A 23,863-nucleotide genomic window follows, 5' to 3' on the forward strand; every position below is an offset into this window, starting at 1 on the left:
ACTCGCGTTCGGCAGGCTTACGCGGCGCCACTGGCGCCACGGTCCTGCCTCACCCGAGGAACTTGATGCCGGTGCTGTCCACCAGCAGGTTCAGCGGCCCGCCAGCACGGCGATAGGGGATCTGCACCTTCAGGGTCTTCTGCCTGCGGCACAGGGTCGAGTAGTCCGGAACGGGCCAGTCCAGCCTCGCGAGGTGCAGCAGACTGGCGACCATCCCGGCGGTCTGTCTGAGCGGCAGCCTGAACAGCACCTTGATCGACAGGCAGAACTGGATCGCCGTATTCGAGAACACCGGTGGCCGCCCAAGGCGGCATTCATGTGGCGCGTGCCAGGCCATCTCCTCGTCCAGCCAGATCAGCAACGACCCGCGCTTGCGTTGTAGGCGGACCAGTTCGTCGTGCGGTAACGGGCGGGCTTGGGCTTGCTCTTGCCACACGTCTGACCGCATGGATTTGTAATGTGAATCCTTCACGGCGAGAGTTCTGCAACAATGCCCGGCAGGCCACTAATCGCTACGCGCGATCCGAACCGCGCGCCCGAGATTTCCTGCATCAACGGGCTCTTGAAGGTGCGCCGCCCGGCCGGGGTGCCCGCCGGCTACGCGATCGAGCCGGATACGCCCCAGCCTGCCGCACTCTCAGGCGCTCAGGCGGGCCGGGGAGCGGCAGTCCGCCCATGTTCGGACCGCGTCCCCGAAGGCGGCGAAGAGCGGGCGCGAAACGGGATCGGCTGCGGCATTCCATTCCGGGTGCCACTGCACCGAGAGGGTGAAGCCCGGCGCGCCCTCGACATAGATCGCCTCGGGCGTCCCGTCGGGGGCGGTGCCGTCGATCACGATCCTGCGCCCCGGCCGCGCGATCCCCTGGCCGTGGAGCGTGTTGGTCATGACCTCCTTCGTCCCCATCAGCCGGTGAAAAACTCCTCCGGCCGTGAAGCGCACCGGATGGCGCAGCGCGAATTTCTCCTCGATCGTGCCGTCCGGGGGCATCCGGTGATTCATCCGGCCCGGCAGATCGCGGATCTCGGGATGCAGGGTGCCCCCCATCGCCACATTCACCTCCTGAAACCCGCGGCAGATGCCGAGGAACGGCTGGCCACGCTCGACGCAGGCCCGCACCAGCGGCAGGGTGATCGCGTCGCGCGCCCGCTCGAAGAGCCCGTGGGCGGGGGTCTCATCCTCGCCATATTCCGACGGATGCACGTTCGGCCGGGCCCCCGTCAGCAGGAAGCCGTCGCAGAGATCCAGCAGTTCCTCGACCGTCACGAAGTTCGGGTCCGTCGGAATGATCAGCGGAAGACAGCCCGAGACGAGCGCCACCGCCTCGCTGTTCATCGTGCCCCCGGCATGAACGGGATAGGTCTCGTTCAGGAGCGAGGAGTTGCCGATGATGCCGACGACCGGGCGGCGGCTGGCGGGATGGGGCATGGCGGTGCCGAGGATCTGGGCTTCGGGGATCTGGGGTCGCATGAGGAAAAAGATAAGGCGCGCGGCCACGATGGTGAAGGGCCGGGCCGCCCGGAACCCCCGCACACATGCACAGAACGCCGCGCTCTTGTGCAGCCTGTGCTTGCGCTGCCTGCGAACCGGCGTCCGGCCGGGCGGCGGATCACGGGCTCGTGACTTGCGTTCCGGCGGGGGAAGCCGGGTTCATCGGATCATTCACAAGGAGGACACCATGCGCTCACTGATCCTGATCGCCCTTGTTGCCGCCGGTCCGGCCTTCGCCCAGATGGACCATTCGGGCCACGGGCAGTCCGCCGGCTCGGGCTCCAGCCTGGCCTACGAAGAGGCGAACCGGGCCATGCACGAGGCCATGAACCTGCCGCTGACAGGGGATGCGGATGTGGACTTCATGCGCTCGATGATCCCGCACCACGAAGGCGCGGTGGCCATGGCGCGCGTTGCGCTCGAGCACGGGTCGGACCCGGAGGTGCGCAAGCTTGCCGAAGAGGTCATCCAGGCGCAGGAGGCCGAGATCGCCTTCATGAAGGAGTGGCTGACCCGCCACGGGCACTAGCCCGTCCGCGGACGCGGACGGGGCAGCGCCGTCCGCGCCCTCCGCTCTTGCAGGTCTGTGGTCGCGCGCCGCCCGTGCGCCCGCCGACCAGCGCCGCCGCAGACCTGCGGGCGCGCACGCATCATCCCGGCGCGGCGCCGCAGGCCGTGATCCGGCAGCCGCGCGGATCGTCAGGGCAGGGGCTGGATCAGCCGCGCCTCGGCGATGAGCGCGATCAGCACCTCGACATGGTGCGTAACCGAGTAGGTGGCATCGCCCGCCTGCCGGCGCGCCTCGAGCCTCCGCTCCTCCTGCAACAGCGCCGTCACCGCCCGTTCGGGCCGCTGGTCCTCGACCAGACGGCGCAGGTCGCGCTCGCGCCGGTAGTCCGCAAGACCCAGCCGCGCAGCGCGCATCAGGAGTCGGGGGCGGCGGATCTCGGCAAGGAGGCTGCGGATTTCGGTCATGAGATTCTCCTCTGTCGGGGGATCGACAGATTGAGTCAGTGCAACTCTGCGTTGCGCCCGCGACCGATTCAGCGTGCGGAGGTTTCTCGAATGTTTAGGAATTAGAAAGAATTATCAACAACACCGCAGTTGTTAACGAACAGGTAACCAATGCCCCTGACGGTTGCAAAAGTCCAAGGCCGGATACTGCCATCACTCCGGCGCCACGGGATGGAATGATGCAGACCGATCTTCGCTTGTCACCGACGCTGCCCGCCTGGCTTCCCGAGCCGGTGCGGCTCTATCTCGATCACACCGAGGAAGGCCTTTCGCTGCGCGCGCTGGCGCGCCGCGAGGGCTGTCACGCCTCGACGGTGATGCGCCATGTGCGCCGCTGCGAGAGCCGGCGCGACGATCCTCTCGTGGACGAGGCGCTGGCGGCGTTCGGGCGATCTCTGGGGCGCGGAGCCTTCCCAGCCAGAAAGGACAGACCCGACATGACGGCACCGATCCGCCCCGAAGCCTCGCCTGCGCTCCGGCCGGCGCTGCTTGACGAGACGACCATCGCGCGCGAGGCCCGGCGCATCCTGCGCCGCCTGGCCGAGCCGCAGACCGTTCTCGCGGTGGCGCCCGACATGGAGAAGGCGGCGGTCCTGCGCTCGCTGCCCGACGGAAGCACGGCCCGCACCGCCGTGATGGACCGGGCCGTGGCGCAGGTCTTCGCGCTCAAGGACTGGATCACCTGCCGCAAGCCCGGCCGGATCGCCACCTACGAGATCACCGCCACGGGCCGGGCCGCGCTGAAGCGGCTGGTCGAGCGGGACGAGGCCGGACGCGGCGGCGGGATGGCCGAGGCGGCGCAGCCCTTCGCCGCCCAGCACCGCGACTGGGCCGAGCGCGAGATCCGCGACGAGGACGGGCCGCGCCGTGTCCGCTACAACGCCGCCGAAAGCCCCGTGGCCGTGCTCGGGCGGCGGCGCGACAAGGACGGGCAGCCCTTTCTCGCGGCCGAACTGGTCGAGGCGGCCGAGCGGCTGCGCGAGGATTTCGAGCTGGCCCAGATGGGCCCGCGCGTCGCGCAGAACTGGGACCGCTTCCTGACGGGTGCCGACCGGGGCAGCTTTCGCACCGACCCGGGCGGTGCCGAGGGGCCGCGTCAGGCGCGCGAGCGGGTGGCGGCGGCGCTGCGCGACCTCGGGCCCGGCCTCGGCGACATGGTTCTGCGCTGCTGCTGCTTTCTCGAGGGGCTCGAGGCGGCCGAGCGGCGGATGGGCTGGTCCGCCCGCTCGGGCAAGATCGTGCTCCGCATCGCGCTCCAGCGGCTGCGGCGGCACTATGACGAGACCTACGGCCGGTCGCGCCCGCTGATCGGCTGAGCATCGAGCGGGCGGACCTTCAGCTTCATGATCCGGTTGTCGCGCTTGGTCAGCACCTCGAAGCGGAAGCCGTGGAAGCTGAAGGCCTGCCCCTCGTTCGGGATCATCTGCGCCTCGTGGATCACGAGCCCGGCCACGGTGTTGGCCTCCTCGTCGGGCAGTTGCCAGTCCATCATCCGGTTCAGGTCGCGGATCGTCATGGAACCGTCCACCAGATAGTCGCCCGTATCGGACCGCTTCAGCGTCATCTCGAGGGCCACGTCGAACTCGTCGTTGATCTCGCCCACGATCTCTTCGATGATGTCTTCCAGCGTGATCAGGCCCTTGAGCGCGCCATATTCATCCACCACCAGCGCGAAATGCGTGTGCCGCTTCAGGAACTGGCGCATCTGCTCATCGAGGGGCGTCGTCTCGGGCACGAAATAGGGCTTCATCGCCACCGAAAGGATGTCGAGTTCCTCCAGCGCGCCGGTGCTGCCCGTCCGCATCAGCCGCGACACTTCGCGCAGCAGATCCTTGGCGTGGATGATCCCGAGGATGTTCTCGTGGTCGCCCCGATAGAGCGGGATCCGCGTGTGGGGCGAGGAGAGCACCTGCGCGATGACCTCTTCCGCGGGCTTGTCGGCGTCGATCATCTCGATCTGGCTGCGGTGGCGCATGATCTCCTCGACCGTCCGCTCCGACAGGTCGAGCGCGCCGAGCAGCCGGTCGCGGTCCTCCTTTTCCACCGCGCCCTGCGAATGGCCGAGCGCGATGGCCCCGGCGATCTCGTCCCGGATCGCCAGCATGTGGTCGCCCGGATCGATCCGCACGCCCACCAGCCGCAGAAGGCCCCGCACCAGCGCCCGCACCACCGCCACGATGGGCGAGAACAGGACGATCAGGACCCGGATCACCGGCGCCACCACCGAGGAAAAGCTCTCGGGCCGGCTGATGGCCAGCGTCTTGGGCAGCACCTCGCCGAAGATCAGCACCAGCAGCGTCATGACCAGCGTCGCGACCGCCACGCCGCCATCGCCGAAGAGCCGGGTCAGCAGCGCCGTGGCCAGCGAGGCCGACAGGATGTTCACCACGTTGTTGCCCAGAAGCAGCGCGCCGATCATCCGCTCGTTGTCTCCGGTGATCTCGAACGCCCGCTCGGCCCCGCGTGAGCCCTTGTCGGCCTTGGCGCGAAGCTTGGCGCGCGACGAGGCGGTGAGGGCCGTCTCCGAGCCCGAGAAGAAGGCGGACAGCACGAGAAGACCCAGAATGGCAACGGCCGTCAGCAGCGTTGCCGGATCAAGGTTCGAGAGATTCATGACGGGTTACAGTCCTTCGGGAACGGCAGGCGCCTAATGTGGAGCGGGCAGAGCCCCCCGGCAAGCCTTCTCGCACGGGCCCCGCGAGCGAAGCTCCGCGCGATGCGGGCCTTCGACGGTCCCTCCGGTGCGGGCCGGTCGCCTCACGTCCGCCCCCTCTGTCGCCTGATCGGCCGGACGGGCAGCCCTTGCCCGCGTGCAAGCGAAAGGCCGCCGCCGCTGACGAGATCGGAGCGACGGTCGGCCGGTTCCGCCCTCACTCGTGCGCAAGCGGATGGCCGCGCAGCCCGGCGATCGCTGGGCCTGTCGCAGCGGTTCCGCCCTTACTCGCGCGCAAGCGGATGGTGCCTGAGCACGAGGTCCTTCAGATGCTCGTCGAGCACATGGGTGTAGATCTCGGTGGTGGAGAGGTCGGCATGACCGAGCAGGGTCTGGATCACCCGCAGGTCGGCCCCTCCGGCCAGCAGGTGCGTGGCAAAGGCGTGGCGCAGCGTGTGGGGCGTGACCTTCGAGGGATCGATCCCCGCCAACACCGCGATCTGCTTGATGAGGACGTAGAAATATTCGCGCGTCAGATGGCCCGCAGCACCCGAGCCCGGAAACAGGAAGCGCGAGGCCGCACGCCCGGCCTTCTGTCCCGCGGCCTCGGCCTCGTCGCGCACCCGCAGCCAGTCCGCCAGCGCCTCGCGCGCGGGCGGAGAGAGCGGCACCATCCGCTCCTTGCCGCCCTTGCCGCGCACCAGGATCATCTGCGGATTGCCCCGTGCCGCCGCGACCGGCAGGCCCACCATCTCCGAGACCCGCATCCCCGTGGCATACAGCAACTCAAGGAGGCAACGGTTGCGGATCTGATCCGAGGCGCGCCGCCCCTTGTCACGGGCGGCCTCGAGCAGCCGGTCCACCTCCTCGATCTCGAGCGTCCTGGGCAGACGCCGGGCGCGCCCCGGTCCGCGGAGGCGGATGGCGGGATTGTCGGCGCGCCACCCCTCTTCATGGGCAAAGCGGTAGAGCTGGCGAATCGACGACAGCCGCCGCGCGCGCGTGGCCGGCGACAGGCCCTGCGCCTCGCAGAACACCAGATAGGCCTCGACCGCCGCGCGATCGGCCGTGGCGAAGTCCGCGGAGCGCCGCGTGAGCCAGCCGGCAAAGTCCTTCAGATCGCGCCCGTAGGCCAGGCGCGTGTTGCGCGCGGCATCCAGCTCGGCCGCCTGCGCCTCGAGGAAGGCCGAGATCCACCGCTCCATCCCCGCAGGCGCCATCAGCCGCGTCGCTCCAGCAGCATCAGTTCGAGCGCGGTACGCCGCGCGACCTTCTCGAGCCCGAGCGTGCGAAGGAGCGCGAGGCCCTGCGCGACGCCCGTGGTGTCGCCGTCCATGCCCCGCGTCACCTCTTCGAGGGCGAGCAGCAACGCCTCTCCGGGACGGTCCTGATCCAGATAGTCCTTCGCCGTCTCGGAGGGTCCGGCCGTGCCGAAGCCCGCCGCGACCGCGCGACCCATCGGGTCCATCGGCGCGGCGGCGCGCGCCGGATCGCCCGCGGCCAGCGCCAGAAGAAAGCCCTCGGCCGCATCCCTGGGCTTGCGGGCGCGGGCGACGGCCTCGGCGTCGGGCGAGAGCAGGCCGACCCGGAAGGCCAGCGCATCCGCCTCGGGCGGCAGCGCCAGCCCCTCCAGCCGACCGGCGAGAAGCCGGGCCAGCGTCACCTCGAGTTCGACTTCCGACATCCGCTCATAGGCCAGCAGCAGAGCGGGACCGGCCGCCGCCGCATCGCCCACCGTCAGCGCCTCATCGAGCGCCTGAAAGGCGCGCACCCGGTCCCAGACCCCGCCCGAGGCCGCGGCCTTGCGCGCGGTATAGAGGCCGAGCAGCAGGTTCGGCTCCAGCGCGCCCGCCCGCGACAGCCGCTCGGCCGCCTCGATCTGGGCCTTCCAGCCGGCGGTCTCGCGCAGCTCGGCATGGGCGAAGGCGATCGGCAGCGACTGGGTGGGCAGCGTCTCGCCCACCGCCTCGAGCAGACGCCAGTCGAGCGGCGTGACGCGCGCGGGATGCGTGAGCGGGCCCTCATCCTCGTAAAGGTCGGGATCAAGGAACCGCGAGAGCAGCGCATCCTGCGCATCGTCCACATATCCCAGCGCCTGCGCCGTGCGCAGCGTCAGGGCGGCGGCGTTCCAGTCGCCGGAGCGGGCCAGGCAGAAGATCCGCGCGGGGAAGGTGGGGGCCAGATCGGGCGACTTCTGCAATTCGGCGCAGGAGGTGTCCTCTTCCCCGGTCAGAAGCGCGATATCGAACTTGCGCCGGAAGATCTCGGCCCCGTTGTCGCTGGCCGCATCGATCAGGCTCGTGGCCGCCTCCAGCGCCCCGATCGCCAGCAGCTTGTCCACCCGCGCCAGCAGAAGCCGCCCCTTGCCCTCGGAATCGGCGGGCGGCTGCGCCTCGGCCAGCAGGATCGTAGTCAGGAGCGACTGCAGCGCGGGCAGGGTGCCCGTGGGTGCGATGGCGATCCGGTTGGCGATGTCGGTCGTCCGCCCCATCCCCCAGAGCGCGTGCGGCAACCCCGTCACCGCCGGCGGCAGAAGGCCCGCCGCATCGGGCGAGGGCCCGTCCAGCGGCGTGACCGCCACCTCGGCCGGCAGCGCGCCCTTGGTGATCCCCGGCTCGTCCGAAGGGGGCGCGACCTTGACCGGCGCCGCCACCGAGCGCGACAGCCAGTCGATCGCGGACAGCGGCTCCTGCGCCGCGGCGCCGGCCGAAAGGCCGATCAGCGCGCAGACGGCCGCGGCCCCGCGTCGCGCACCGGCACGGATCGGGCCGGCCGTTGCGTCATTGGGCATTCAGCATCACCGGCTTGGTCACATCCGTCTGCGGCGGCGAGAGATCGGCGAGATAGGCGTAGCCCGTCAACCCGATCAACCCCGCAACCACGAGCACCAGCAAGACCTTCAAGATGCGCCACATGCCTGTTTCCGACCCTCGTTCTGCCCCGGCTATTGTTGCCCCGGAGGCATGGATGATGCTTCACCGCCCCGGAGATCGTTCGCGTCGAATATATATGGCATTTCACCCGACTTCACGCCATTCAGGCAACAAAGTTGATGTCCGGGGCGGAAGTGCGCCGGCTGAGGGACGGGGACGGCCAGGAGTTCATGGCGCGGCTGAAGAAGACGGTTGTGATGGTGGGGATGATGGGCGCGGGCAAGACCGCGGTGGGCACGGCGCTCGCGCGGGCGCTGGCCGTGCCCTTCCTCGATTCGGACGAGGAGATCGAGCGCGCCGCCAACCGCACCATCGCCGAGATCTTCGCCCGCGACGGCGAGCCCTTCTTCCGCGAGAAGGAGAGCCAGGTTCTCTCGCGGCTCCTGAAGGACGCGCCATGCGTGCTCTCGACCGGGGGCGGGGCCTTCATGGCCGAGGCCAACCGCCGGATGATCCGCGAGCAGGGGGTGTCGGTCTGGCTCAAGGCCGATCTCGAGGTGCTCTGGCAGCGGGTGCGGCACAAGGCGACGCGGCCGCTCCTGCGCACGCCCAACCCGCGCGAGACGCTGCGGGCGCTTCTCGAGGCGCGCGATCCGGTCTATGCGCAGGCGGACCTCGTGGTGGAAAGCGGCGAGGGAACGGTGGAACAGATGGCGGTGCGGGTGCGCGAGGCGCTGGCCACGCGCCCTGATGTGCTGGAGACGGACGGATGACGGTCGATGCGGTGCGGGTGGAACTGGGCGCGCGCGCCTATGAGGTGCGGATCGGCCCCGGCCTGATCGCGCGGGCGGGCGCCGAGATCGCGCCCCTCCTGCGCCGGCCGAAACTGGCGATCCTCACCGACGAGACGGTGGCGGGCCTGCATCTCGCGCCGTTCCAGGCGGCCCTGGCCGAGGCGGGCATCGCCTCCTCGGCGCTGGCGTTGCCCGCGGGCGAGGCCACCAAGGGCTGGGAGCAGTTCTCGCGCGCCGTGGAGTGGCTGCTGGAAGAGAAGGTCGAGCGGCGCGATGTGGTCGTGGCGCTCGGCGGCGGGGTGATCGGCGATCTGGCGGGCTTTGCGGCGGCGGTCCTGCGGCGCGGCGTGCGCTTCGTCCAGGTGCCGACGACGCTGCTGGCGCAGGTGGACAGTTCCGTCGGCGGCAAGACCGGGATCAACACCGCGCAGGGCAAGAACCTCGTCGGCGCCTTCCACCAGCCCTCGCTGGTGCTGGCCGACATCGGCGTGCTCGAGACGTTGCCCGCGCGGGATTTCCTGGCCGGCTACGGCGAGGTGGTGAAATACGGCCTGCTGGGCGACGCCGATTTCTACGAATGGCTGGAAGAGGCGGCCCCGCGTCTCGCCTCCGACCCCGAGGCGCGGCAACGCGCCGTGCGCCGCTCGGTCGAGATGAAGGCCGAGATCGTGGCGCGCGACGAAACCGAAGAGGGCGACCGGGCGCTCCTGAACCTCGGCCACACCTTCTGCCATGCGCTGGAGAAGGCCACCGGCTATTCCGACCGGCTGCTCCACGGCGAAGGGGTGGCGATCGGCTGCGCGCTGGCCTTCGAGCTCAGCCAGCGGATGGGCCTCTGCGCCCAGGAGGCGCCGAGCCGCCTGCGCGCGCATCTCCGCGCCATGGGCATGAAGGTCGATCTGCGCGACATTCCGGGCGATCTGCCGGATGCCGAGGGCTTGCTGCGGTTGATGGCGCAGGACAAGAAGGTGGTGGACGGCAAGCTGCGCTTCATCCTCGCCCGTGGCATCGGCGCGGCGTTCGTGGCCGAGGATGTTCCGGGGGATCTCGTTCGCAGCATCCTTCAAGAGGCGCTGGCAAGCCGCTGACGGGAATGGATTTCCGCCCCGTCAGCGCGGCGGGGCAGGGATCAGAGCGAGCAGCCGGTCGGCAGCGGCGAATACCAGAACTCCAGCACCGGCTGGGGCATCATCAGGCCCAGAGCCTCGTAGGTCAGTCTCGGGACGGGAAACATCACGGTTCTCCTTGTTGTGCCCGCAGGAGCGGGCTCTTCTGCGGGTGAAACGCCCCGGAAGCGGTCTGGTTCGGACCGACCTTTGGCGGAAGCGGAACGGCGCCGGTCGCTCAGGCGGCGGGGCTCCGCGCCAGAAGGTAGATGTCCATGATCCAGCCGTGCCGCGCGCGGGCCTCCGCGCGGGCGGCGACGATGCGCGGGCCCGCGTCCGCAAGCGGGCCCTCCGCAAGGATCTGCTCCTTCATTCCGAGAAAGGCGCCCCACCAGATCCGCACGCCGTCGGGCGGCAGGTGGCGAAAGCTCGTCTCTCCGTCGAGCATGACGGCCAGGCGATCGATCCCCTCGGGCCAGCCCCCGTCGCGGAGCTGGCGCCCGGTGGTGACCAGGACCGGCGCCCCCACCTCGTTCAGCGGAATGGCGTGGGCGGCGCAGAGCGCCTGGATCGCGGTGATGCCAGGAACGACACGCACCCGCGGCGCCGGACGCAGCCGGGCGGCGATCCGCAGGCTTGAATCATAGAGCGACGGATCCCCCCAGATCAGCAGCGCCACGCGGGCCGCCGGTCCCGCCGCCTGAGCCCAGGCCAGCGCGATCGCATCGTGCCAATCCTCGACGGCCTGCCGGTAGTCGGGGTGCGCCGCATCCCGCACCGGAAGGTCGAACTCGGCCACCGGCACATGCGGGGCGGCCTCGGCCAGGATCGCCAGCCGCAACCCCGCAAGGTCCGCCTTGTCGTCCCCCTTGCGCGGCACGAGGATCAGGTCGGCCTCGGCCATGGCGCGTCGCCCCTCGAGCGTCACATGATCGGGATTGCCGGTGCCGATGCCGATCAGGATCAGGTCAAACATGGCAAGGCTCCTTGTGCAGCCACCGGCGAGGCGCCGTGGCCTCTGTCGGCGTGGGTCATGTGGGCCGGATCGCTCATCCCGCATCCTCGCCGGCCAGCGGCCCGTAGAGGATCAGCGCCGGCGCATCGCCCGCCCGCGCCACCTCCTGCACCAGCCCCTCCAGCGTCCCGCGCCAGATCTTCTGCGCCGGGGTCGAGACCCCCTCGGCCAGCATGGCGGGCGTCTCGCGGGGCAGGCCCGCCGCAAAAAGCGCGTCGGCGAGCGTCGGGAAGGTGCGCTTGCCCATGAAGACCACCGTTGTCGCCGCCGGATCGGCCAGGGCGGCGAGGTTCTGCTCGGGCAGCCCGCCCGTCACATCTGCGCCGGTCAGGAACTGCACCCGACGCGCGGTCAGCCGCCGCGTGAGCGGAATGCCCGCCGCCGCCGCCGCCGCGCAGGCCGAGGGCACCCCCGGCACGATCTCGTAGCCGATCCCCGCCGCCTCGAGCGCGTCGATCTCTTCCTCGAGGCGCCCGAACAGCCCCGCATCGCCCGATTTCAGCCGCACCACGCGCACGCCCGTCCGGGCATAATCCACCAGAAGGCGGCTCACATGGTCCTGCTTCGGCGAAGCGCGGCCCGCGCGCTTGCCCACCCCCACAAGATCGGCCCCCGCGCGCGCATGGGCGAGGATCGGCCCCGACGAGAGATCGTCGAACAGCACCGCATCGGCGCGGCCGAGACGGTCCACGGCCTTGAGCGTCAAAAGCTCCGGGTCGCCGGGCCCGGACGAGACGAAGGAGACAAAGCCCGTCATGCCTGTTCCGGGAAACGCGGATGGGTGCCCACTGGCCGGTAGCGGCGGTCGTAGTCGCCGGCATAGAGGCGGCTTTCGGCGAAATCCTCGGCCCCGAGGCTGCGCCCCACAAGGATCAGCGCCGTCCGCTCCAGCTCGGCGCCAAGGGCCGCCTGCAGCGTGCCGAGCGTCGCGCGGACCACCCGCTCGTCGGGCCAGCTTGCGCGCCAGACGACCGCCACCGGGCAATCGGCGCCGTAATGCGGCAGAAGATCCGCAATAACCCGGTCCAGCACATGCACCGAGAGATGGATCGCCAGCACCGCGCCGGTGGCCGCGAAGGCCGCGAGGCTCTCGCCTTCAGGCATCGGCGAGGCCCGCCCCGAAGTGCGGGTCAGCACCACCGACTGCGCGACGCCGGGCAGCGTGAGTTCCGCCCCGAGCGTCGCCGCGGCGGCGGCGAACGAGGGCACGCCCGGCGTCACGTCATAGGGGATGCCCAGCGCGCGCAGCCGCCGCAGCTGCTCGCCCATCGCCGACCAGACCGAAAGATCCCCCGAATGGAGCCGCGCCACATCCTTGCCCTCGGCATGGGCGGCGGCGATCTCGTCGATGATCGCATCGAGGCTGAGCGGCGCCGTGTTCACGATCCGGCAGCCGGGCGGGCAATGGGCCAGCACCCCCTCGGGCACCAGCGAGCCCGCATAGAGGCAGACCGGCGAGGCCGCGATCAGGTCGCGCCCGCGCAGCGTGATGAGGTCGGGCGCTCCGGGGCCCGCTCCGATGAAATGCACGGTCATGCCGTGGCTCCCTTCCTGTCAGGTTCCGCGGCCGTCCGGGCCACGGCGATGGTCACGGGCCCCGCGATCTGGCGGGGCCGCGTCAGAAGTGCGCCGGGGCCCGCGGCCACCAGCGCCGCCGCCTCGGCGACCGATCCGGTGCCGAACCGCTCGTCGATCCGGGCCGAGCGGGTGGGCGTGGCGATGCCGGCCAGCGCGGCCTCCGGCAGCCCCACCACCGGCAGCCCGAGCCTGCGGGCCAGCGCCGTCAGGGCCGGCAGCGCCGCGCGCGCGTCCAGCGTGGCCAGCAGCTCGGGCATCTCGCCCAGCAGCGTGAGGGCTGCGGCAAGATCCTCTTCGGTCGCGCTCTCGCGGAAGCCCAGCCCCGCCACGATCATGGCACGAGGCTCCATTGCACCACCGGCCGCGCCGCCTCCCAGCCGCGCATCCGGCCCAGCGGCGTCGCACGGGCGATCTCGATCCGCAGGAGTTCGCCGCCGTGCCGGGCATGAAGCGCGGCCAGCAGCGCCTCCGTTTCAAGCGTCACGGCGTTGACGACGAGCCGCGCGGTGCGGGGCAGCGCCTCGAAGAGGTCCGCATCAAAGCCGCCGCCCACGAAGATCGCGTCCGGCGCGGGCAGGGAGGCCAAGGTGTCAAGCGTGCGCCCCTCGACCACCTCGAGCGGCAGGGCGAAACGGGCCGCGTTGGCGCGGATGTTGGCCGCGCGCTCGGGCCGGACCTCGACCGCGGCGGCGCGGCCGCCCGCAAGGCACCATTCCACCGAGACCGAGCCCGAACCTGCGCCCAGATCCCACAGAAGCTCACCCCGCCGCGGGGCCAGCGCCGCGAGCGTCAGCGCCCGGACCGGCGCCTTGGTGATCTGCCCGTCATGGGCGAAGTGGCCGTCGGGCAGGCCCGGGCTGCGGGGCAGGGCCGTCCCGCCCCGCGCCTCGATCGCCACCGTGACCGGGGCGGCCACATCCGTCAGCGCAAAGCCGCCGGCGGTGGCCTCGCGCACGCGCTCACGCGGGCCGCCCAGCGATTCCAGCACCCACAGGCGGCTGTCTCCCCAGCCTTCGGCGGCAAGGAAGGCCGCCAGCGCCCCCGCCGCGGGCCCGTCGCGCAGCGTGCAGATCGCGCGGCGGCCCGGGGCCAATTCGGGCAGCAGCCGCTCCACGGGCGCGGCATGAAGGCCAAGCGCCAGCACCTCCTCCTGCCGCCAGCCGAGCCGCGCCGCAGCCAGCGCCACCACACCCGGAGCGGGAAAGGCGCACCAGTCGTCGGGCTCGAGCGCGGCCGCGAGGCTGCCGCCCGCGCCGTGCCAGAACGGATCGCCCGACGCGAGCACCGCCACCGGCCGCCCGCGCAGCGCGAGCACGGGGGCGGGATCGAAGGGCACCGGCCATTCCATCCCGCGCGCCCCGGCGTCCACCAGCGCCAGATGCCGCGGCCCGCCCACCACGATCTCGGCGGCCGCCAGCGCGGCACGGCTTGCATCCGTCAGCCCCGCCGGTCCATCTTCGCCCAGACCGATGATCGACAGCCAGGGGTCAGCCATGCGCATCCTCCTTCTGGGCGGCACGACCGAAGCCAGCCGCATGGCGCGCGCCCTGGCCGAGACGGGTCTTCCGTCCGTCTTCTCCTACGCGGGCCGCACCGCGGCGCCCGTGGCGCAGCCGCTGCCCGTGCGGGTGGGCGGCTTTGGCGGCGCCGAAGGGCTCGCCGCCTACATTCGCGCGGAAGGCATCAGCCATGTGATCGACACGACCCACCCGTTCGCCGCGCAGATGAGCCGGAACGCGGTCGAGGCCTGTGACGCCACCGGCACGGCGCTGGTGGCGCTCGAACGCGCGCCCTGGGTGGCGGGGCCGGGCGACCGCTGGATCCGCGTGCCCTCGGTCGAGGCCGCCGCCGAGGCGCTGCCCGAGGCACCGGCGCGCGTGTTCCTCGCCATCGGCCGCCTGCATCTCGCGGCCTTCGCGGGCCGGCCGCAGCACCACTACCTGCTGCGCCTCGTCGATCCGCCCGAGGCGCTGCCGCTGCCCCAGGCGCAGGCCGTGATCGCCCGCGGCCCCTTCACGCTGGCCGAGGATCTCGACCTTCTGCGCCGCCACGGAACCGAGTGGATCGTGGCCAAGAACGCGGGCGGCGAGGGCGCGCGCGCCAAGCTTGATGCCGCGCGCGAGCTGGGCCTGCCGGTCGTGCTGATCGACCGGCCCGCGATCCCGCCGCGCCCGCGCGCCGAGACGCCCGAGGCGGTGCTGGCCTGGCTCGCTCATCCGGCCGACCTCGGCGTATAGACCCAGCGGCCCACACGGCGCGTGGCCGAATTGCCGAGGATCACCACGGTCCGCATGTCGGCCATCTCGGGCGTGGCCTCGGCCAGCGTGACGGTGCGCAGATGCTGCTCGGACGTCGAGACGGCCCGCGCGAAGGTCACGAGACGGTCGGGGCCACAAGCCTCGCGCAGGATTTCCAGCGCGCGCGCAAAGCCTTCGGGGCGGGACTTCGAGCGGGGATTGTAGAAGGCCATCGCCAGATCCGCCTCGGCGGCGAGCCGCAGGCGCTTTTCGATCAGCGCCCAGGGCTTGAGATTGTCCGACAGGTTGATCGCGCAGAAATCGTGCCCGAGCGGCGCGCCGGCGGCGGCGGCGGCGGCCAGCATCGCGGTGATGCCGGGCAGGATGCGGATGTCGAGCGCCTGCCACTCGGGCCGCGCCTCCAGCGCCTCGAACAAGGCCGAGGCCATGGCAAAGACCCCTGGATCGCCCGAGGAGACCACGACCACCCGCCGCCCCTCGGCCGCCATCTCGAGCGCACGGGTCGCGCGCTCGACCTCCACCCGGTTGTCGGATGCGTGGAGCGTCAGGCCCGGCCGTTTGGCCACGCGCGCGACGTAAGGAATGTAGCCCACGACATCCGTGGCCTCGGCCAGAGCAGCCGAGACCTCAGGCGTGACGAGCCCCTCGGCTCCGGGCCCGAGACCCGCCACCACGAGCCAGCCGCTCATTCCACCAGCTCCGGCCGGCGCCCGCGTCCGGGGACGAGCACGATGGCGAAATAGGGGCAGTCCGCGCCCTCGACCTCGGCCAGCCGCGCGACCCGCTGGCCCGGCATGGTGCCGCGCTCGACGAGCCAGGCCTCCTCGAGCCGGCCCGCGGCCGCCAGCGCCCGGCGCACCTTGGGCAGGTTGCGCCCGGTCTTCATCACCACCACCGCATCGGCCGCCGCCGCATGGCGGGCCAGATCCTCTTCCGAGAGCGTGCCTGCCAGCACCGAGAGCACATCGTCCCCCCAGGTGATCGGCAGGCCGGCCGCGTTCCAGCAGCCCGCCATGCCGGGGATGCCCGGCACGATCTCGACCTCGGCGCGGCCCTGCAGCCGGCTGTGCAGATGCATGAACGAGCCGTAGAACAGCGGATCGCCCTCGCAGAGCACCACCACCTCTTCCGTCCGCGCAAGCTCGGCCAGCCGGTCGGCCCAGAGGTCGTAGAACTCCGCCAGCATCCGGTTGTAGTCGGGATGATCGAAGCGAATCTCGGTCGTGACCGGATAATCCATCGGGTATTCGACGGCGTCCGGCCTCAGCATCCCCTCGACGATGCGGCGCGCCTGTCCCGCGCGGCCCGCCTTGCGAAAATAGGCCACATGACGGGCCTGCCGGATCAGCCGGTCCGACTTGACGCTCAGAAGCTCGGGATCGCCGGGGCCGAGGCCCGCGCAGATGATGCGGCCCATCATTCCACCCGGCAGGCAAGCGCGTTGACAGCCGCAACCGTGATCGCCGACCCGCCCAGGCGGCCTTCGACGATCAGCGACGGGCAGGGCAGGTCTTCCATCAGCGCCTCCTTCGATTCCGCGGCTCCGACAAAGCCCACAGGGCAGCCGATAATGGCCGCGGGCCGCGGGCAGGCCGGATCCTCGAGCATGTTCAGCAGATGAAAGAGCGCGGTCGGCGCGTTGCCGATCGCCACCACGGCACCCGCCAGATGCGGCCGCCACAGCTCCAGCGCCGCGGCCGAGCGGGTGGTGCCCATGGATTTCGCAAGCTCGGGCACCGCCGCGTCCTGCAGGGTGCAGACCACGCGGTTCCCGGCCGGGAGGCGTGGGCGGGTGATGCCCTCGCTCACCATCCGCGCGTCGCAGAGGATCGGCGCCCCCGCCTCGAGCGCCGCCCGCGCCGCAACCGCCATGCCGGGCGAGAAGCGGACATGCGCCTCGAGCCCCACCATGCCGGCGGCGTGGATCATGCGGACCACCACCACCTCCTCCTCGGGCGTGAAGCGCGCGAGCGCCGCCTCGGCCCGGATGGTGGCGAAGGACTGGCGGTAGATCGCCGCCCCGTCGGTTTCATAGAGATGCGGCATCAGTCTGTCTCCGTGGGGACGCAGGCGAGGAGGGCTGCGATGGAATTGCGGCGCGGCTGCCAGAGGCCGGCCTCGGCCAGCGCGTGGAACCGGGCGCGAAGGGCGGCGAGGGCGGCGGGGTTCTCGCGCTCCATGAAGGCCACGAGATCCTCGCGCATCAGCGTCGCCTCGAAACAGAGGTCGAAGAGCCCGTCGGGCACCGCGCGAGTGAGATTGGCAAAGCTCGCCAGATGATCGACCGAGGCCGCGATCTCGGCCGCCCCCCGGAAGCCGTGGCGCATCATGCCACTGGCCCAGGCGGGATCGGCGATGCGGGCGCGCACGATCCGGGACAGCTCTTCCGTCAGGCTGCGCGCGCGCGGCCGGTCGGGGCGCGTGGCATCAAGGTGATAGAGCGCGGCCTCGCGCCCGAGCCGGGCCAGCGCCGCCGCAAAGCCGCCCTCGTGCGCGGCATGGTCGTGCGCCATCAGAAGGTCGCTCTCGGCCAGATCCTGCACATGGGCGAAGGCGTCGGCCGCGCGCAGCCGCCCCTCGAGCGCGCCGCGGGCGGGCGTGGCCGCGCCGTCCGCGCCGATGGCCCAGGACGAGCCCTCCATCCAGGCCTCGCCCGCCTCAAGGCGCCCCTCGGGGCTGTAGTCGTCGGACCGCACGCCCACGCCGTAAAGGCCCGGCTTCGGCCCGAAGACGCGCGGGCTGCGGGAGAGATAGGGGTTGTCCTCGGGCGCCTCCTCGCGGGCGGCCAGCGCCTCGGCGCCGGTCTCGAAAAGCTGGGCGAGCGTGGGGAAGATGTCGCGGAAGAGGCCCGAGACGCGCAGCGTGACGTCGATGCGCGGGCGCCCCAGCAGCGCGAGCGGCAGGATCTCTATGCCCGAGACCCGTTCGGACCCCTCGTCCCAGCGGGGGGAGAGGCCCGCCAGATGCAGCGCCATGGCGAATTCCTCGCCCGCCGTCCGCATCGAGGCCGAGCCCCAGAGGTCGATCACCAGCCCCTTCGGCCAGTCGCCCTGGTCCTGCAGGTGACGGCGAAGGAGTTCCTCGGCGAGCTTCACCCCCTGCGCGTGCGCCGCCCGCGAGGGCACGGCGCGCGGATCGACGGAATAGAGGTTGCGGCCCGTGGGCAGCACATCCGTCCGTCCGCGGTGCGGCGAGCCGGAGGGGCCGGCGGCCACCCGGCGCCCGTCGAGCGCGGCGAGGATGCCCTCCGTCTCGCCCGGGGCCGCGCCGTAGAGATGCAGCCCCTCGCCGTAGCGGCTTTCCTTCAAGTCGCAGACGAAGCGGTCGATGCGGGTGATGGCCTCGGCCGGGGTGGCGTTGGCGGGCAGGCCCAGATCCTCCTCGACGCCCGCGGCGCGGGCCTCGTCGCGGATGGCGCCGATGAGGCGCCCGCGCCGGGCCGGGTCGAGCCCGTCGGCGGTGGAATATTCGTCGAGAAGCCGTTCCAGACGCTCGAGATTTCCGGGAAGCGCACTCTCGCGCAAGGGCGGCGGCATGTGACCCAGCGTCAGCGCCCCGAGCCTCCGCCGCGCCTGCGCCGCCTCGCCCGGATCGTTGACGATGAAGGGATAGATCACCGGCAGCGCGCCGGTCAGCGCCTCGGGCCAGCAGGCGTCCGACAGCGCCACCGCCTTGCCCGGCAGCCATTCGAGCGTGCCGTGCGCGCCCATGTGGATCAGCGCATGAAGACCTTGCGCGCGCAGCCAGAGGTAGAAGGCCACATAGGCGTGCCGCGGCACACGGGCGAGATCGTGGTAATCGGAATCCCGCGCCGCCACCTCGCCCCGCTCGGGTTGCAGCGCGAGCAGGAGGTGCCCGCGGCGCAGGGCCGCGAAGCGGAAGGCGCCGTCGCGGCAGTCGGGATCGGCCTCGGGCGGGCCCCACGCTTCACGAAGCGCGTGTTGCAGGGGATCGGGCAGGGTTGCGAGCGCGGCCTCGTAGGCGGCGAGCGGCCAGCTCTGCCGCTCGGTCAGCAGCGCTTCGGCGAGGCCCTCGCCGGAGGCTGTCGAATAGCCCGCCGCGGCCAGCGTGCCCGCCAGCGCCTCGGCCGAGGCCAGCGCATCGAGGCCCACGGCATGGGCGATCTGGTCGGGCCGGCCGGGATAGGTCGAGAGGACGAGGGCCAGGCGCCGCTCGGGCGCGGGCGTTCGGGCCAGCCGGTGCCAGGCCGCCACACGGTCGGCCACGGCCGCCACGCGGGCGGGGTCGGCGCGGTGGGCGAAACGGGAATATTGCAGGTCCGGGCAGCGTTTGCCGGGCGACTTGAAACTGACGGCGCCCGCGAAGATCCGCCCGTCCACCTCGGGCAGCACCACATGCATGGCGAGATCGGCGGGCGAGAGGCCACGCTCGGCCGCCGCCCAGTCGCGCCGCCGCGCGGTCGAGAGAGCGACCTGAAACACCGGGCAGCCGGGGCCGTCGAGCGGCGAGCCCTCGGAGCCCTTGGCCGAGAAGGCGGTGGCATTGACGATGGCCGCGGGACCGAGGCGGGCGAGTGCGGCGGCGATCCAGTCGGGCGCGCCCGGCGCCTTCAGCGAGGGGGCGAAGAGGCCGAAGGCGCGGAACCCCCGTTCGCGAAGCGCGAAGATCAGCGCGTCCACGGGGCCCGTGTCGGCGGCGGTCAGGTAACTGCGGTAGAAGGTGACGACGACGGCCGGCGCGCCTTGGGCCTCGGGCTCGGGGATGACGCCGCGGGCGGGATCATACCAGCCCATGTCGGGCATCCGCTTCTCACCCGGCACGGGGCCCGCATAGAGCCCCGCCGCCAGCGCCAGTTGCGCCAGCGCCGCCTGCGCGGCCACGGCCCCGCCCGCGTCGCAGAGCGCCGACAGCCGCCGCAGCGTCGAGACGGGAAGGGTCGAAAGCGCGTCGAGCGCCGGATCCTCGCGCCCGTCCGCGGGCAGGACCGCCAGCGCGATCCCGCGGCGCCGGCAGAGATCCTGCACCTCGGCCAGCCCGTAGCTCCAGTAGCTCTCTCCGCCGATCAGCCGGATCAGGATCGCCTTGGCATGGGCCAGAACCGTCTCGGCATAGGTATCGATGGAGAGGGGATGGCGCAGCGCCACGAGGTTCAGAAGCCGGGTGGAGGGCAGCCCTCCGTTCGCCCGGTGCCAGCCCGCCGCGAAGGCCCCGAGATCGCTGTCGGAGAAGGACAGGACCACCAGATCCGCGGGTGTCTGGCCGGGATCGAACGGGGTCGCGGTCTCCTCGAGCCCGTGGCTTTCGCGGAAGACGACATGCATGGCTCAGCCGATCCGCGCCAGAAGATCCTGCCGGATCGCGGCCTCGTCGAGATCGCCACGCTCGGCGATGACGACGAGGCGGCTTTGCCGCGCGCCGCTCCAGGGCCGGTCGAACTGGTGGCGGACGCGCGCGCCCACCGCCTGCACCAGAAGCCGCATCGGCTTGCCCGCGACCGCCACATGGCCCTTCACGCGGAGGACGTTGCGCTCGGTCGCCAGCGCCCGGATCGCCTCGGCCAGCCGCTCGGGGTCGGCGATCTCGGGCAGATCGACCACGGTCGAGGCGAAATCGTCGTGCTCATGATCGTCGGCCCCGTCGTGGTGCGAGGGGCGGGCATCAAGATCATCCTCGGCCGCGGCATGAAGCCCCAGGATGACCCTGGGATCGACCGCGCCTTCGGTCACGGACAGGATCGGAACCGGGCGCGGCGCCTCGGCCTCGACCACGGCGCGGGCCGCGGCAAGGCCCGCCTCGCCGGCCAGATCGGCCTTTGTCAGAAGCACGAGGTCGGCGCAGGCGAGCTGATCCTCGAACACCTCCGAGAGCGGGGTCTCGTGATCGGCGCCCTCGGCCTGTGCCTGCGCCGCCACCGCCTCGGCGTCGGGGGCGAAACGGCCCGCGGCGACGGCCTCGGCATCGGCGAGCGCGATCACGCCATCGACCGTGATGCGCGAGCGGATGGCCGGCCAGTCGAAGGCCTTCAGGAGCGGCTTCGGCAGCGCAAGGCCCGAGGTTTCGATCAGGATGTGATCGGGGCGCCTGGGCAGCGCCATCAGCGCCTCGATGGTGGGGATGAACTCGTCGGCCACGGTGCAGCAGAGGCAGCCGTTCGCCAGTTCCACGATCGCCTCGTCGGGGCAGTTCTCGTCGGCGCAGGCGCGGATCAGGTCGCCATCGACGCCCATCGTGCCGAACTCGTTGACCAGGACGGCAAGGCGGCGCCCGCCCGGGTTCTGCATCAGGTGCCGGATCAGCGTGGTCTTTCCGGCGCCGAGGAAGCCCGTGATCACCGTGACGGGGATCTTGGCAAGGTCGGTCATGGCATCTCTCCGATGGGGGGAAGGCGGGCAAGCGACTGCTTGCGGAAGATCTCGGGCCGCTCGCGCCAGGGCACGACGCCGTCGGGGGCGCCCGCATAGGCGGCGGCGCCTTCGAGGATCGCGGGCGCGTCGGACTCCGCAAGGCGGCCGTAGACATAGCTCCAGCGGCCGGGGGCCGACAAAGCCACGGCGCAGCCCTGCGAGCAGGCGGAGAGGCATTCGACCGGCCGGACGGTGATGCCCTGGGGGGCATCGGCGGCGAGCGCGGCATGAAGCCGCAGGCCAGGCGTGGCCTCGCCCTCGGCCACGGGCTGTCCCGCGCGGCAGGTGGTGCAGACGTGCAGCGTCACGGTCATCGGCCGTCCCTTGTCCTGCGGCGGAAAGGGGGCCCGATCCAGGGGAGGGAGGCGGCACAAGGCGGCACCTCGGTCCACCGGCCGCGGAACACCCCGTCCGCCCGTAAGTCTCAGCGCTGGCAGGTCTCCCGGCTTGCGGATGTGGGGCCTTGCGGTCCCGCGGCGGTCCGCCTTCCCGGCCTTGCGGCCAGTGGCATGGACAACCTCTCCGGTCACGGTCGCGGGGGCGGCTGCCTCTGGGCATTCCCTCTTCGCCTGTCGCTTGCGGACAGGAACCAGCGCGGCGGCAGTGGTGAGCGAAAGGGCCGCCCTTGTCAAGCCGACGCGGAGGGCCGGGACGAGAGGACGCGGGACGGCTTCACAAGCCGCGCCGGGCGCGGCAGAAGGGCGGACGAAAAGGACGCACCCCATGACGCGACTGCATGATCTCTGGCTGGCGCCGCACCGTCCGCTCTTTCTGGGCGCGGGGCTCTGGGCGCTTGCGGGGCTGGTCTGGTGGCAGTGGGGAGAGGCTCTGGGCCTTGCCGCGCCGGTTCTGGGCACGTGGGGCCTCTGGCACGGGCACGAGATGCTCTTCGGGCTCGGCTCGGCGGCGGTCGGCGGCTATTTCCTGACCGCGGCGCAAGGCTGGCGCGGGTCGGACCCGCTGTCGGGGCGGCCGCTGATGGCGCTGGTCGCGCTCTGGCTGCTCGCGCGCGTCGCGCTGGTGCTGGCGGGGCTCTGGCCCGAGGCGCCGCTCTGGCTGATCCAGCCCGCGGCTTGCGCCTATTTCCTTGCGCTGGCCGGGATTCTGGTGCGCGAGGCGGTGCTGGCCGGCCGCTGGACCAAGATCGGCTTCGGGGCAGGGGTCCTGGCCTACGGGCTGGCCGAGACGCTCTATCTGCGGGCCGCGCTCACGGATGGTTTGCCCGACGCGGCCACCATGGTGCGCGTGGGCTGGATGTTCTTCGCGATCAAGATCTCGATCATCGGTGGGCGGATGGTGCCGGCCTTCACGCTGAACTGGCTGCGGCAGGTGGAAAGCCCCGTGCCTGACCCCGCACCGCGACCCGCCCTCGGCTGGTGCGCGCTGGGGTTGCTCTGGCTTGCGCTGGCGCTGACCTTCCTGGGCGAGGAGACAGTCTCGGCCCTCTGCCTCGTCGGCGCGGGGATCGCGCAGGGCCTGCGCCTTGCGGGCTGGCGCGGCTGGCGGGGGCGGGCGAACCGGCTTCTGCTGCTCCTCCACATCACCTTCGGCTGGCTGGCGGCGGGGCTCATCCTCGTGGGACTTGCGCGGCTGAACCTGGTGCCCATCGCCGAGATGGACGCGCTGCACGCGCTGACCATGGGGGCGATGTCGGGAATGATCCTCTCACTGGCCTCTCGGGCCGCAGCCCCCCGCGACGGAGGCCCGCTGCGCGCGCGGCCGACGATGCTTCTGGCCTTCGCGCTGGTCTGGGCCGCGGCGCTCCTGCGCCTCTGGGCGCCGCTGATCGCCGGCTTCGACGCCGTCCCGGTGGCCGCGATCCTCTGGTGCGCGGGCTGGATTTCCTTTCTCGCGGGCTACCTGCCCACCGTCGTCGGGCCGCTTGCCCGACCCGTCTTCTCCGGCCCGCGCGCGGCAGCGCCGCAGGTCGTCCAGATCAGGATGCCAAGATGACCGACATGAACCAGCGCCACGCCGAGAAGAAGGCCCGCATCAAGGAAGCGCGCGATCGGATGATGGCCGACAAGACGGGCGAGAAGGGCCTGATCATCGTCCACACCGGGACGGGCAAGGGCAAATCCTCGGCCGGATTCGGCATGATCCTGCGCTGCATCGCCCACGGGATGCCCTGCGCGGTGGTCCAGTTCATCAAGGGCGCCTGGGACACGGGCGAGCGGCGGTTGCTGACGACCCATTTCGGCGAGCTCTGCCAGTTTCACGCGATGGGCGAGGGCTTCACCTGGGAGACGCAGGACCGCGAGCGTGACATTGCCGCAGCGCGCGCCGGCTGGGACAAGGCGAAGGAGCTTATCCGCGATCCCGAACTCCGCATGGTGCTGCTCGACGAGATCAACATCGCGCTGCGCTACGACTATCTCGACCTGGCCGAGGTGCTGGCCTTCCTCGCCGAGGAAAAGCCGCCGATGACCCATGTCGTCCTGACGGGGCGGAACGCGAAGCCCGACCTGATCGAGGCGGCCGACCTCGTGACCGAGATGGAGATGGTCAAGCATCCGTTCCGGGCCGGGATCAAGGGGCAGCCGGGCGTCGAGTTCTAGGCGACGGGCGGGAGAGACCGTCTCCCGCATCCTCCGACGCCCGGATCAGGCGGGCGCGGAACAGGGGCGCAGGTCGCGCCGGATGTCGGTCGCATCGGGGGGATAAGTGGCTGGGGCGGCTGGATTCGAACCAACGAATGGCGGTACCAAAAACCGCTGC

General features: G+C 71.6%; 24 protein-coding genes, 1 pseudogene and 1 riboswitch. Of the genes and pseudogenes, 7 read left to right on the forward strand and 18 right to left on the reverse strand.

Features of this window, described 5'->3' with window-relative positions; genetic code table 11:
- Nucleotides 1–52 precede the first annotated feature (52 nt).
- Nucleotides 53–459: pseudogene (locus FG154_RS17980) on the reverse strand (transposase); the annotation flags it as partial.
- Between the two features lie 178 nt (nucleotides 460–637).
- Nucleotides 638–1,426, reverse strand: coding sequence for a gamma-glutamyl-gamma-aminobutyrate hydrolase family protein (locus tag FG154_RS17985; RefSeq protein ID WP_186312433.1), 789 nt, complete (start codon nucleotides 1,424–1,426; stop codon nucleotides 638–640).
- A 250-nt stretch (nucleotides 1,427–1,676) separates the two neighbouring features.
- On the opposite strand from FG154_RS17985, the gene copM reads away from it, so the two are divergent.
- Entirely contained in the window at nucleotides 1,677–2,018 is a 342-nt protein-coding gene (gene copM, locus FG154_RS17990; RefSeq protein WP_145110933.1) for a CopM family metallochaperone, read from the forward strand.
- 170 nt (nucleotides 2,019–2,188) lie between these two features.
- Here the strand turns inward: copM and FG154_RS17995 are convergent, their stop codons facing one another.
- The gene (locus FG154_RS17995; RefSeq protein WP_011908558.1) at nucleotides 2,189–2,464 is read right to left on the reverse strand and encodes a DUF6477 family protein; all 276 of its coding nucleotides are present in this window, start codon (nucleotides 2,462–2,464) and stop codon (nucleotides 2,189–2,191) included.
- Between the two features lie 218 nt (nucleotides 2,465–2,682).
- On the opposite strand from FG154_RS17995, the gene FG154_RS18000 reads away from it, so the two are divergent.
- Nucleotides 2,683–3,819, forward strand: coding sequence for a DUF6456 domain-containing protein (locus tag FG154_RS18000; protein WP_145110936.1), 1,137 nt, complete (start codon nucleotides 2,683–2,685; stop codon nucleotides 3,817–3,819).
- Here the strand turns inward: FG154_RS18000 and FG154_RS18005 are convergent.
- From FG154_RS18005 to FG154_RS21770, 4 genes are all read right to left on the reverse strand, one after another.
- Nucleotides 3,789–5,117, reverse strand: coding sequence for an HlyC/CorC family transporter (locus FG154_RS18005; protein ID WP_145110939.1), 1,329 nt, complete (start codon nucleotides 5,115–5,117; stop codon nucleotides 3,789–3,791). The two genes, FG154_RS18000 and FG154_RS18005, sit on opposite strands and share 31 nt — an antisense overlap.
- 323 nt (nucleotides 5,118–5,440) lie before the next feature.
- The gene (locus FG154_RS18010) at nucleotides 5,441–6,376 is read right to left on the reverse strand and encodes a site-specific tyrosine recombinase XerD (protein WP_186312429.1); all 936 of its coding nucleotides are present in this window, start codon (nucleotides 6,374–6,376) and stop codon (nucleotides 5,441–5,443) included.
- Nucleotides 6,376–7,947 carry a hypothetical protein gene (locus FG154_RS18015; RefSeq protein ID WP_145110942.1) on the reverse strand — a complete coding sequence of 524 codons (1,572 nt, stop codon included), beginning with the start codon at nucleotides 7,945–7,947 and terminating at the stop codon, nucleotides 6,376–6,378. Before FG154_RS18015 ends, FG154_RS18010 begins: the two co-directional genes overlap by 1 nt.
- Nucleotides 7,937–8,071: a hypothetical protein gene (locus FG154_RS21770; protein ID WP_085996564.1), complete on the reverse strand. Its 135-nt coding sequence runs from the start codon at nucleotides 8,069–8,071 to the stop codon at nucleotides 7,937–7,939. Before FG154_RS21770 ends, FG154_RS18015 begins: the two co-directional genes overlap by 11 nt.
- Before the next feature lie 137 nt (nucleotides 8,072–8,208).
- On the opposite strand from FG154_RS21770, the gene FG154_RS18025 reads away from it, so the two are divergent.
- Nucleotides 8,209–8,802: a shikimate kinase gene (locus FG154_RS18025; RefSeq protein ID WP_281282088.1), complete on the forward strand. Its 594-nt coding sequence runs from the start codon at nucleotides 8,209–8,211 to the stop codon at nucleotides 8,800–8,802.
- The gene (gene aroB / locus FG154_RS18030) at nucleotides 8,799–9,911 is read left to right on the forward strand and encodes a 3-dehydroquinate synthase (RefSeq protein WP_145110948.1); all 1,113 of its coding nucleotides are present in this window, start codon (nucleotides 8,799–8,801) and stop codon (nucleotides 9,909–9,911) included. The genes FG154_RS18025 and aroB overlap by 4 nt, the downstream gene beginning before the upstream one ends.
- Nucleotides 9,912–10,167: 256 nt before the next feature.
- Here aroB and cobF read toward each other — a convergent pair whose 3' ends face one another.
- The 5 genes from cobF to cbiE form a co-directional block, all read right to left on the reverse strand.
- Nucleotides 10,168–10,905: a precorrin-6A synthase (deacetylating) gene (cobF, locus tag FG154_RS18040; protein WP_145110953.1), complete on the reverse strand. Its 738-nt coding sequence runs from the start codon at nucleotides 10,903–10,905 to the stop codon at nucleotides 10,168–10,170.
- Nucleotides 10,906–10,978: 73 nt separating this feature from the next.
- On the reverse strand, nucleotides 10,979–11,701 hold the full coding sequence (gene cobA, locus FG154_RS18045; protein ID WP_145110956.1) for a uroporphyrinogen-III C-methyltransferase: 723 nt from the start codon (nucleotides 11,699–11,701) through the stop codon (nucleotides 10,979–10,981).
- Complete coding sequence (gene cobM, locus FG154_RS18050; RefSeq protein ID WP_145110960.1) at nucleotides 11,698–12,480, reverse strand: precorrin-4 C(11)-methyltransferase; 783 nt, start codon at nucleotides 12,478–12,480, stop codon at nucleotides 11,698–11,700. Before cobM ends, cobA begins: the two co-directional genes overlap by 4 nt.
- Complete coding sequence (locus FG154_RS18055) at nucleotides 12,477–12,857, reverse strand: cobalamin biosynthesis protein (protein WP_145110996.1); 381 nt, start codon at nucleotides 12,855–12,857, stop codon at nucleotides 12,477–12,479. The genes cobM and FG154_RS18055 overlap by 4 nt, the downstream gene beginning before the upstream one ends.
- The gene (cbiE, locus tag FG154_RS18060; RefSeq protein ID WP_145110962.1) at nucleotides 12,854–14,017 is read right to left on the reverse strand and encodes a precorrin-6y C5,15-methyltransferase (decarboxylating) subunit CbiE; all 1,164 of its coding nucleotides are present in this window, start codon (nucleotides 14,015–14,017) and stop codon (nucleotides 12,854–12,856) included. The genes FG154_RS18055 and cbiE overlap by 4 nt, the downstream gene beginning before the upstream one ends.
- Here cbiE and FG154_RS18065 point away from each other — a divergent pair.
- Nucleotides 14,016–14,759: a cobalt-precorrin-6A reductase gene (locus FG154_RS18065; protein WP_145110965.1), complete on the forward strand. Its 744-nt coding sequence runs from the start codon at nucleotides 14,016–14,018 to the stop codon at nucleotides 14,757–14,759. The two genes, cbiE and FG154_RS18065, sit on opposite strands and share 2 nt — an antisense overlap.
- Here the strand turns inward: FG154_RS18065 and cobJ are convergent.
- From cobJ to FG154_RS18095, 6 genes are read right to left on the reverse strand one after another with little or no spacing between them, the layout of a single operon-like run.
- A complete protein-coding gene (cobJ, locus tag FG154_RS18070; protein ID WP_145110967.1) occupies nucleotides 14,735–15,469 on the reverse strand; it encodes a precorrin-3B C(17)-methyltransferase in 735 nt (244 codons plus the stop codon). The genes FG154_RS18065 and cobJ overlap by 25 nt on opposite strands.
- Nucleotides 15,466–16,197, reverse strand: coding sequence for a precorrin-2 C(20)-methyltransferase (locus FG154_RS18075; RefSeq protein WP_186312431.1), 732 nt, complete (start codon nucleotides 16,195–16,197; stop codon nucleotides 15,466–15,468). Before FG154_RS18075 ends, cobJ begins: the two co-directional genes overlap by 4 nt.
- Complete coding sequence (locus FG154_RS18080) at nucleotides 16,197–16,826, reverse strand: precorrin-8X methylmutase (protein WP_145110974.1); 630 nt, start codon at nucleotides 16,824–16,826, stop codon at nucleotides 16,197–16,199. Before FG154_RS18080 ends, FG154_RS18075 begins: the two co-directional genes overlap by 1 nt.
- Nucleotides 16,826–20,062 (reverse strand): cobaltochelatase subunit CobN, encoded by a 3,237-nt coding sequence (cobN, locus tag FG154_RS18085; RefSeq protein ID WP_145110978.1) that lies wholly within the window; start codon nucleotides 20,060–20,062, stop codon nucleotides 16,826–16,828. The genes FG154_RS18080 and cobN overlap by 1 nt, the downstream gene beginning before the upstream one ends.
- Nucleotides 20,063–20,065: 3 nt before the next feature.
- On the reverse strand, nucleotides 20,066–21,103 hold the full coding sequence (gene cobW, locus FG154_RS18090; RefSeq protein ID WP_145110981.1) for a cobalamin biosynthesis protein CobW: 1,038 nt from the start codon (nucleotides 21,101–21,103) through the stop codon (nucleotides 20,066–20,068).
- On the reverse strand, nucleotides 21,100–21,459 hold the full coding sequence (locus FG154_RS18095; RefSeq protein ID WP_145110985.1) for a DUF1636 family protein: 360 nt from the start codon (nucleotides 21,457–21,459) through the stop codon (nucleotides 21,100–21,102). Before FG154_RS18095 ends, cobW begins: the two co-directional genes overlap by 4 nt.
- A gap of 101 nt (nucleotides 21,460–21,560) precedes the next feature.
- Nucleotides 21,561–21,754, reverse strand: a riboswitch (cobalamin riboswitch).
- Between the two features lie 114 nt (nucleotides 21,755–21,868).
- Between FG154_RS18095 and FG154_RS18100 the strand changes: the two genes are divergently transcribed.
- The gene (locus tag FG154_RS18100; RefSeq protein WP_145110987.1) at nucleotides 21,869–23,098 is read left to right on the forward strand and encodes an NnrS family protein; all 1,230 of its coding nucleotides are present in this window, start codon (nucleotides 21,869–21,871) and stop codon (nucleotides 23,096–23,098) included.
- Nucleotides 23,095–23,703, forward strand: a complete 609-nt coding sequence (gene cobO / locus FG154_RS18105; protein ID WP_145110990.1) for a cob(I)yrinic acid a,c-diamide adenosyltransferase — start codon at nucleotides 23,095–23,097, stop codon at nucleotides 23,701–23,703. Before FG154_RS18100 ends, cobO begins: the two co-directional genes overlap by 4 nt.
- Nucleotides 23,704–23,863: the final 160 nt, after the last annotated feature.

This window comes from Cereibacter sediminicola, assembly GCF_007668225.1.
GTDB classification, from domain to species: domain Bacteria; phylum Pseudomonadota; class Alphaproteobacteria; order Rhodobacterales; family Rhodobacteraceae; genus Cereibacter_A; species Cereibacter_A azotoformans.

What these genes read in the sequence shown, in the direction of transcription:
- FG154_RS18005 (WP_145110939.1), bottom strand. Translation starts at nt 5,117, where the DNA reads ATGAATCTCTCGAACCTTGATCCGGCAACGCTGCTGACGGCCGTTGCC.
- FG154_RS18100 (WP_145110987.1), top strand. Translation starts at nt 21,869, where the DNA reads ATGACGCGACTGCATGATCTCTGGCTGGCGCCGCACCGTCCGCTCTTT.
- FG154_RS18025 (WP_281282088.1), top strand. Translation starts at nt 8,209, where the DNA reads ATGTCCGGGGCGGAAGTGCGCCGGCTGAGGGACGGGGACGGCCAGGAG.
- cobM (WP_145110960.1), bottom strand. Translation starts at nt 12,480, where the DNA reads ATGACCGTGCATTTCATCGGAGCGGGCCCCGGAGCGCCCGACCTCATC.
- cobF (WP_145110953.1), bottom strand. Translation starts at nt 10,905, where the DNA reads ATGTTTGACCTGATCCTGATCGGCATCGGCACCGGCAATCCCGATCAT.
- FG154_RS18065 (WP_145110965.1), top strand. Translation starts at nt 14,016, where the DNA reads ATGCGCATCCTCCTTCTGGGCGGCACGACCGAAGCCAGCCGCATGGCG.
- FG154_RS18075 (WP_186312431.1), bottom strand. Translation starts at nt 16,197, where the DNA reads ATGGGCCGCATCATCTGCGCGGGCCTCGGCCCCGGCGATCCCGAGCTT.
- cobO (WP_145110990.1), top strand. Translation starts at nt 23,095, where the DNA reads ATGACCGACATGAACCAGCGCCACGCCGAGAAGAAGGCCCGCATCAAG.
- FG154_RS18095 (WP_145110985.1), bottom strand. Translation starts at nt 21,459, where the DNA reads ATGACCGTGACGCTGCACGTCTGCACCACCTGCCGCGCGGGACAGCCC.
- copM (WP_145110933.1), top strand. Translation starts at nt 1,677, where the DNA reads ATGCGCTCACTGATCCTGATCGCCCTTGTTGCCGCCGGTCCGGCCTTC.
- FG154_RS18000 (WP_145110936.1), top strand. Translation starts at nt 2,683, where the DNA reads ATGCAGACCGATCTTCGCTTGTCACCGACGCTGCCCGCCTGGCTTCCC.
- cobJ (WP_145110967.1), bottom strand. Translation starts at nt 15,469, where the DNA reads ATGAGCGGCTGGCTCGTGGTGGCGGGTCTCGGGCCCGGAGCCGAGGGG.
- FG154_RS18080 (WP_145110974.1), bottom strand. Translation starts at nt 16,826, where the DNA reads ATGCCGCATCTCTATGAAACCGACGGGGCGGCGATCTACCGCCAGTCC.
- cobN (WP_145110978.1), bottom strand. Translation starts at nt 20,062, where the DNA reads ATGCATGTCGTCTTCCGCGAAAGCCACGGGCTCGAGGAGACCGCGACC.
- FG154_RS18055 (WP_145110996.1), bottom strand. Translation starts at nt 12,857, where the DNA reads ATGATCGTGGCGGGGCTGGGCTTCCGCGAGAGCGCGACCGAAGAGGAT.
- FG154_RS17985 (WP_186312433.1), bottom strand. Translation starts at nt 1,426, where the DNA reads ATGCCCCATCCCGCCAGCCGCCGCCCGGTCGTCGGCATCATCGGCAAC.
- FG154_RS18010 (WP_186312429.1), bottom strand. Translation starts at nt 6,376, where the DNA reads ATGGCGCCTGCGGGGATGGAGCGGTGGATCTCGGCCTTCCTCGAGGCG.
- FG154_RS18015 (WP_145110942.1), bottom strand. Translation starts at nt 7,947, where the DNA reads ATGCCCAATGACGCAACGGCCGGCCCGATCCGTGCCGGTGCGCGACGC.
- aroB (WP_145110948.1), top strand. Translation starts at nt 8,799, where the DNA reads ATGACGGTCGATGCGGTGCGGGTGGAACTGGGCGCGCGCGCCTATGAG.
- cbiE (WP_145110962.1), bottom strand. Translation starts at nt 14,017, where the DNA reads ATGGCTGACCCCTGGCTGTCGATCATCGGTCTGGGCGAAGATGGACCG.
- FG154_RS17995 (WP_011908558.1), bottom strand. Translation starts at nt 2,464, where the DNA reads ATGACCGAAATCCGCAGCCTCCTTGCCGAGATCCGCCGCCCCCGACTC.
- cobW (WP_145110981.1), bottom strand. Translation starts at nt 21,103, where the DNA reads ATGACCGACCTTGCCAAGATCCCCGTCACGGTGATCACGGGCTTCCTC.
- cobA (WP_145110956.1), bottom strand. Translation starts at nt 11,701, where the DNA reads ATGACGGGCTTTGTCTCCTTCGTCTCGTCCGGGCCCGGCGACCCGGAG.
- FG154_RS21770 (WP_085996564.1), bottom strand. Translation starts at nt 8,071, where the DNA reads ATGTGGCGCATCTTGAAGGTCTTGCTGGTGCTCGTGGTTGCGGGGTTG.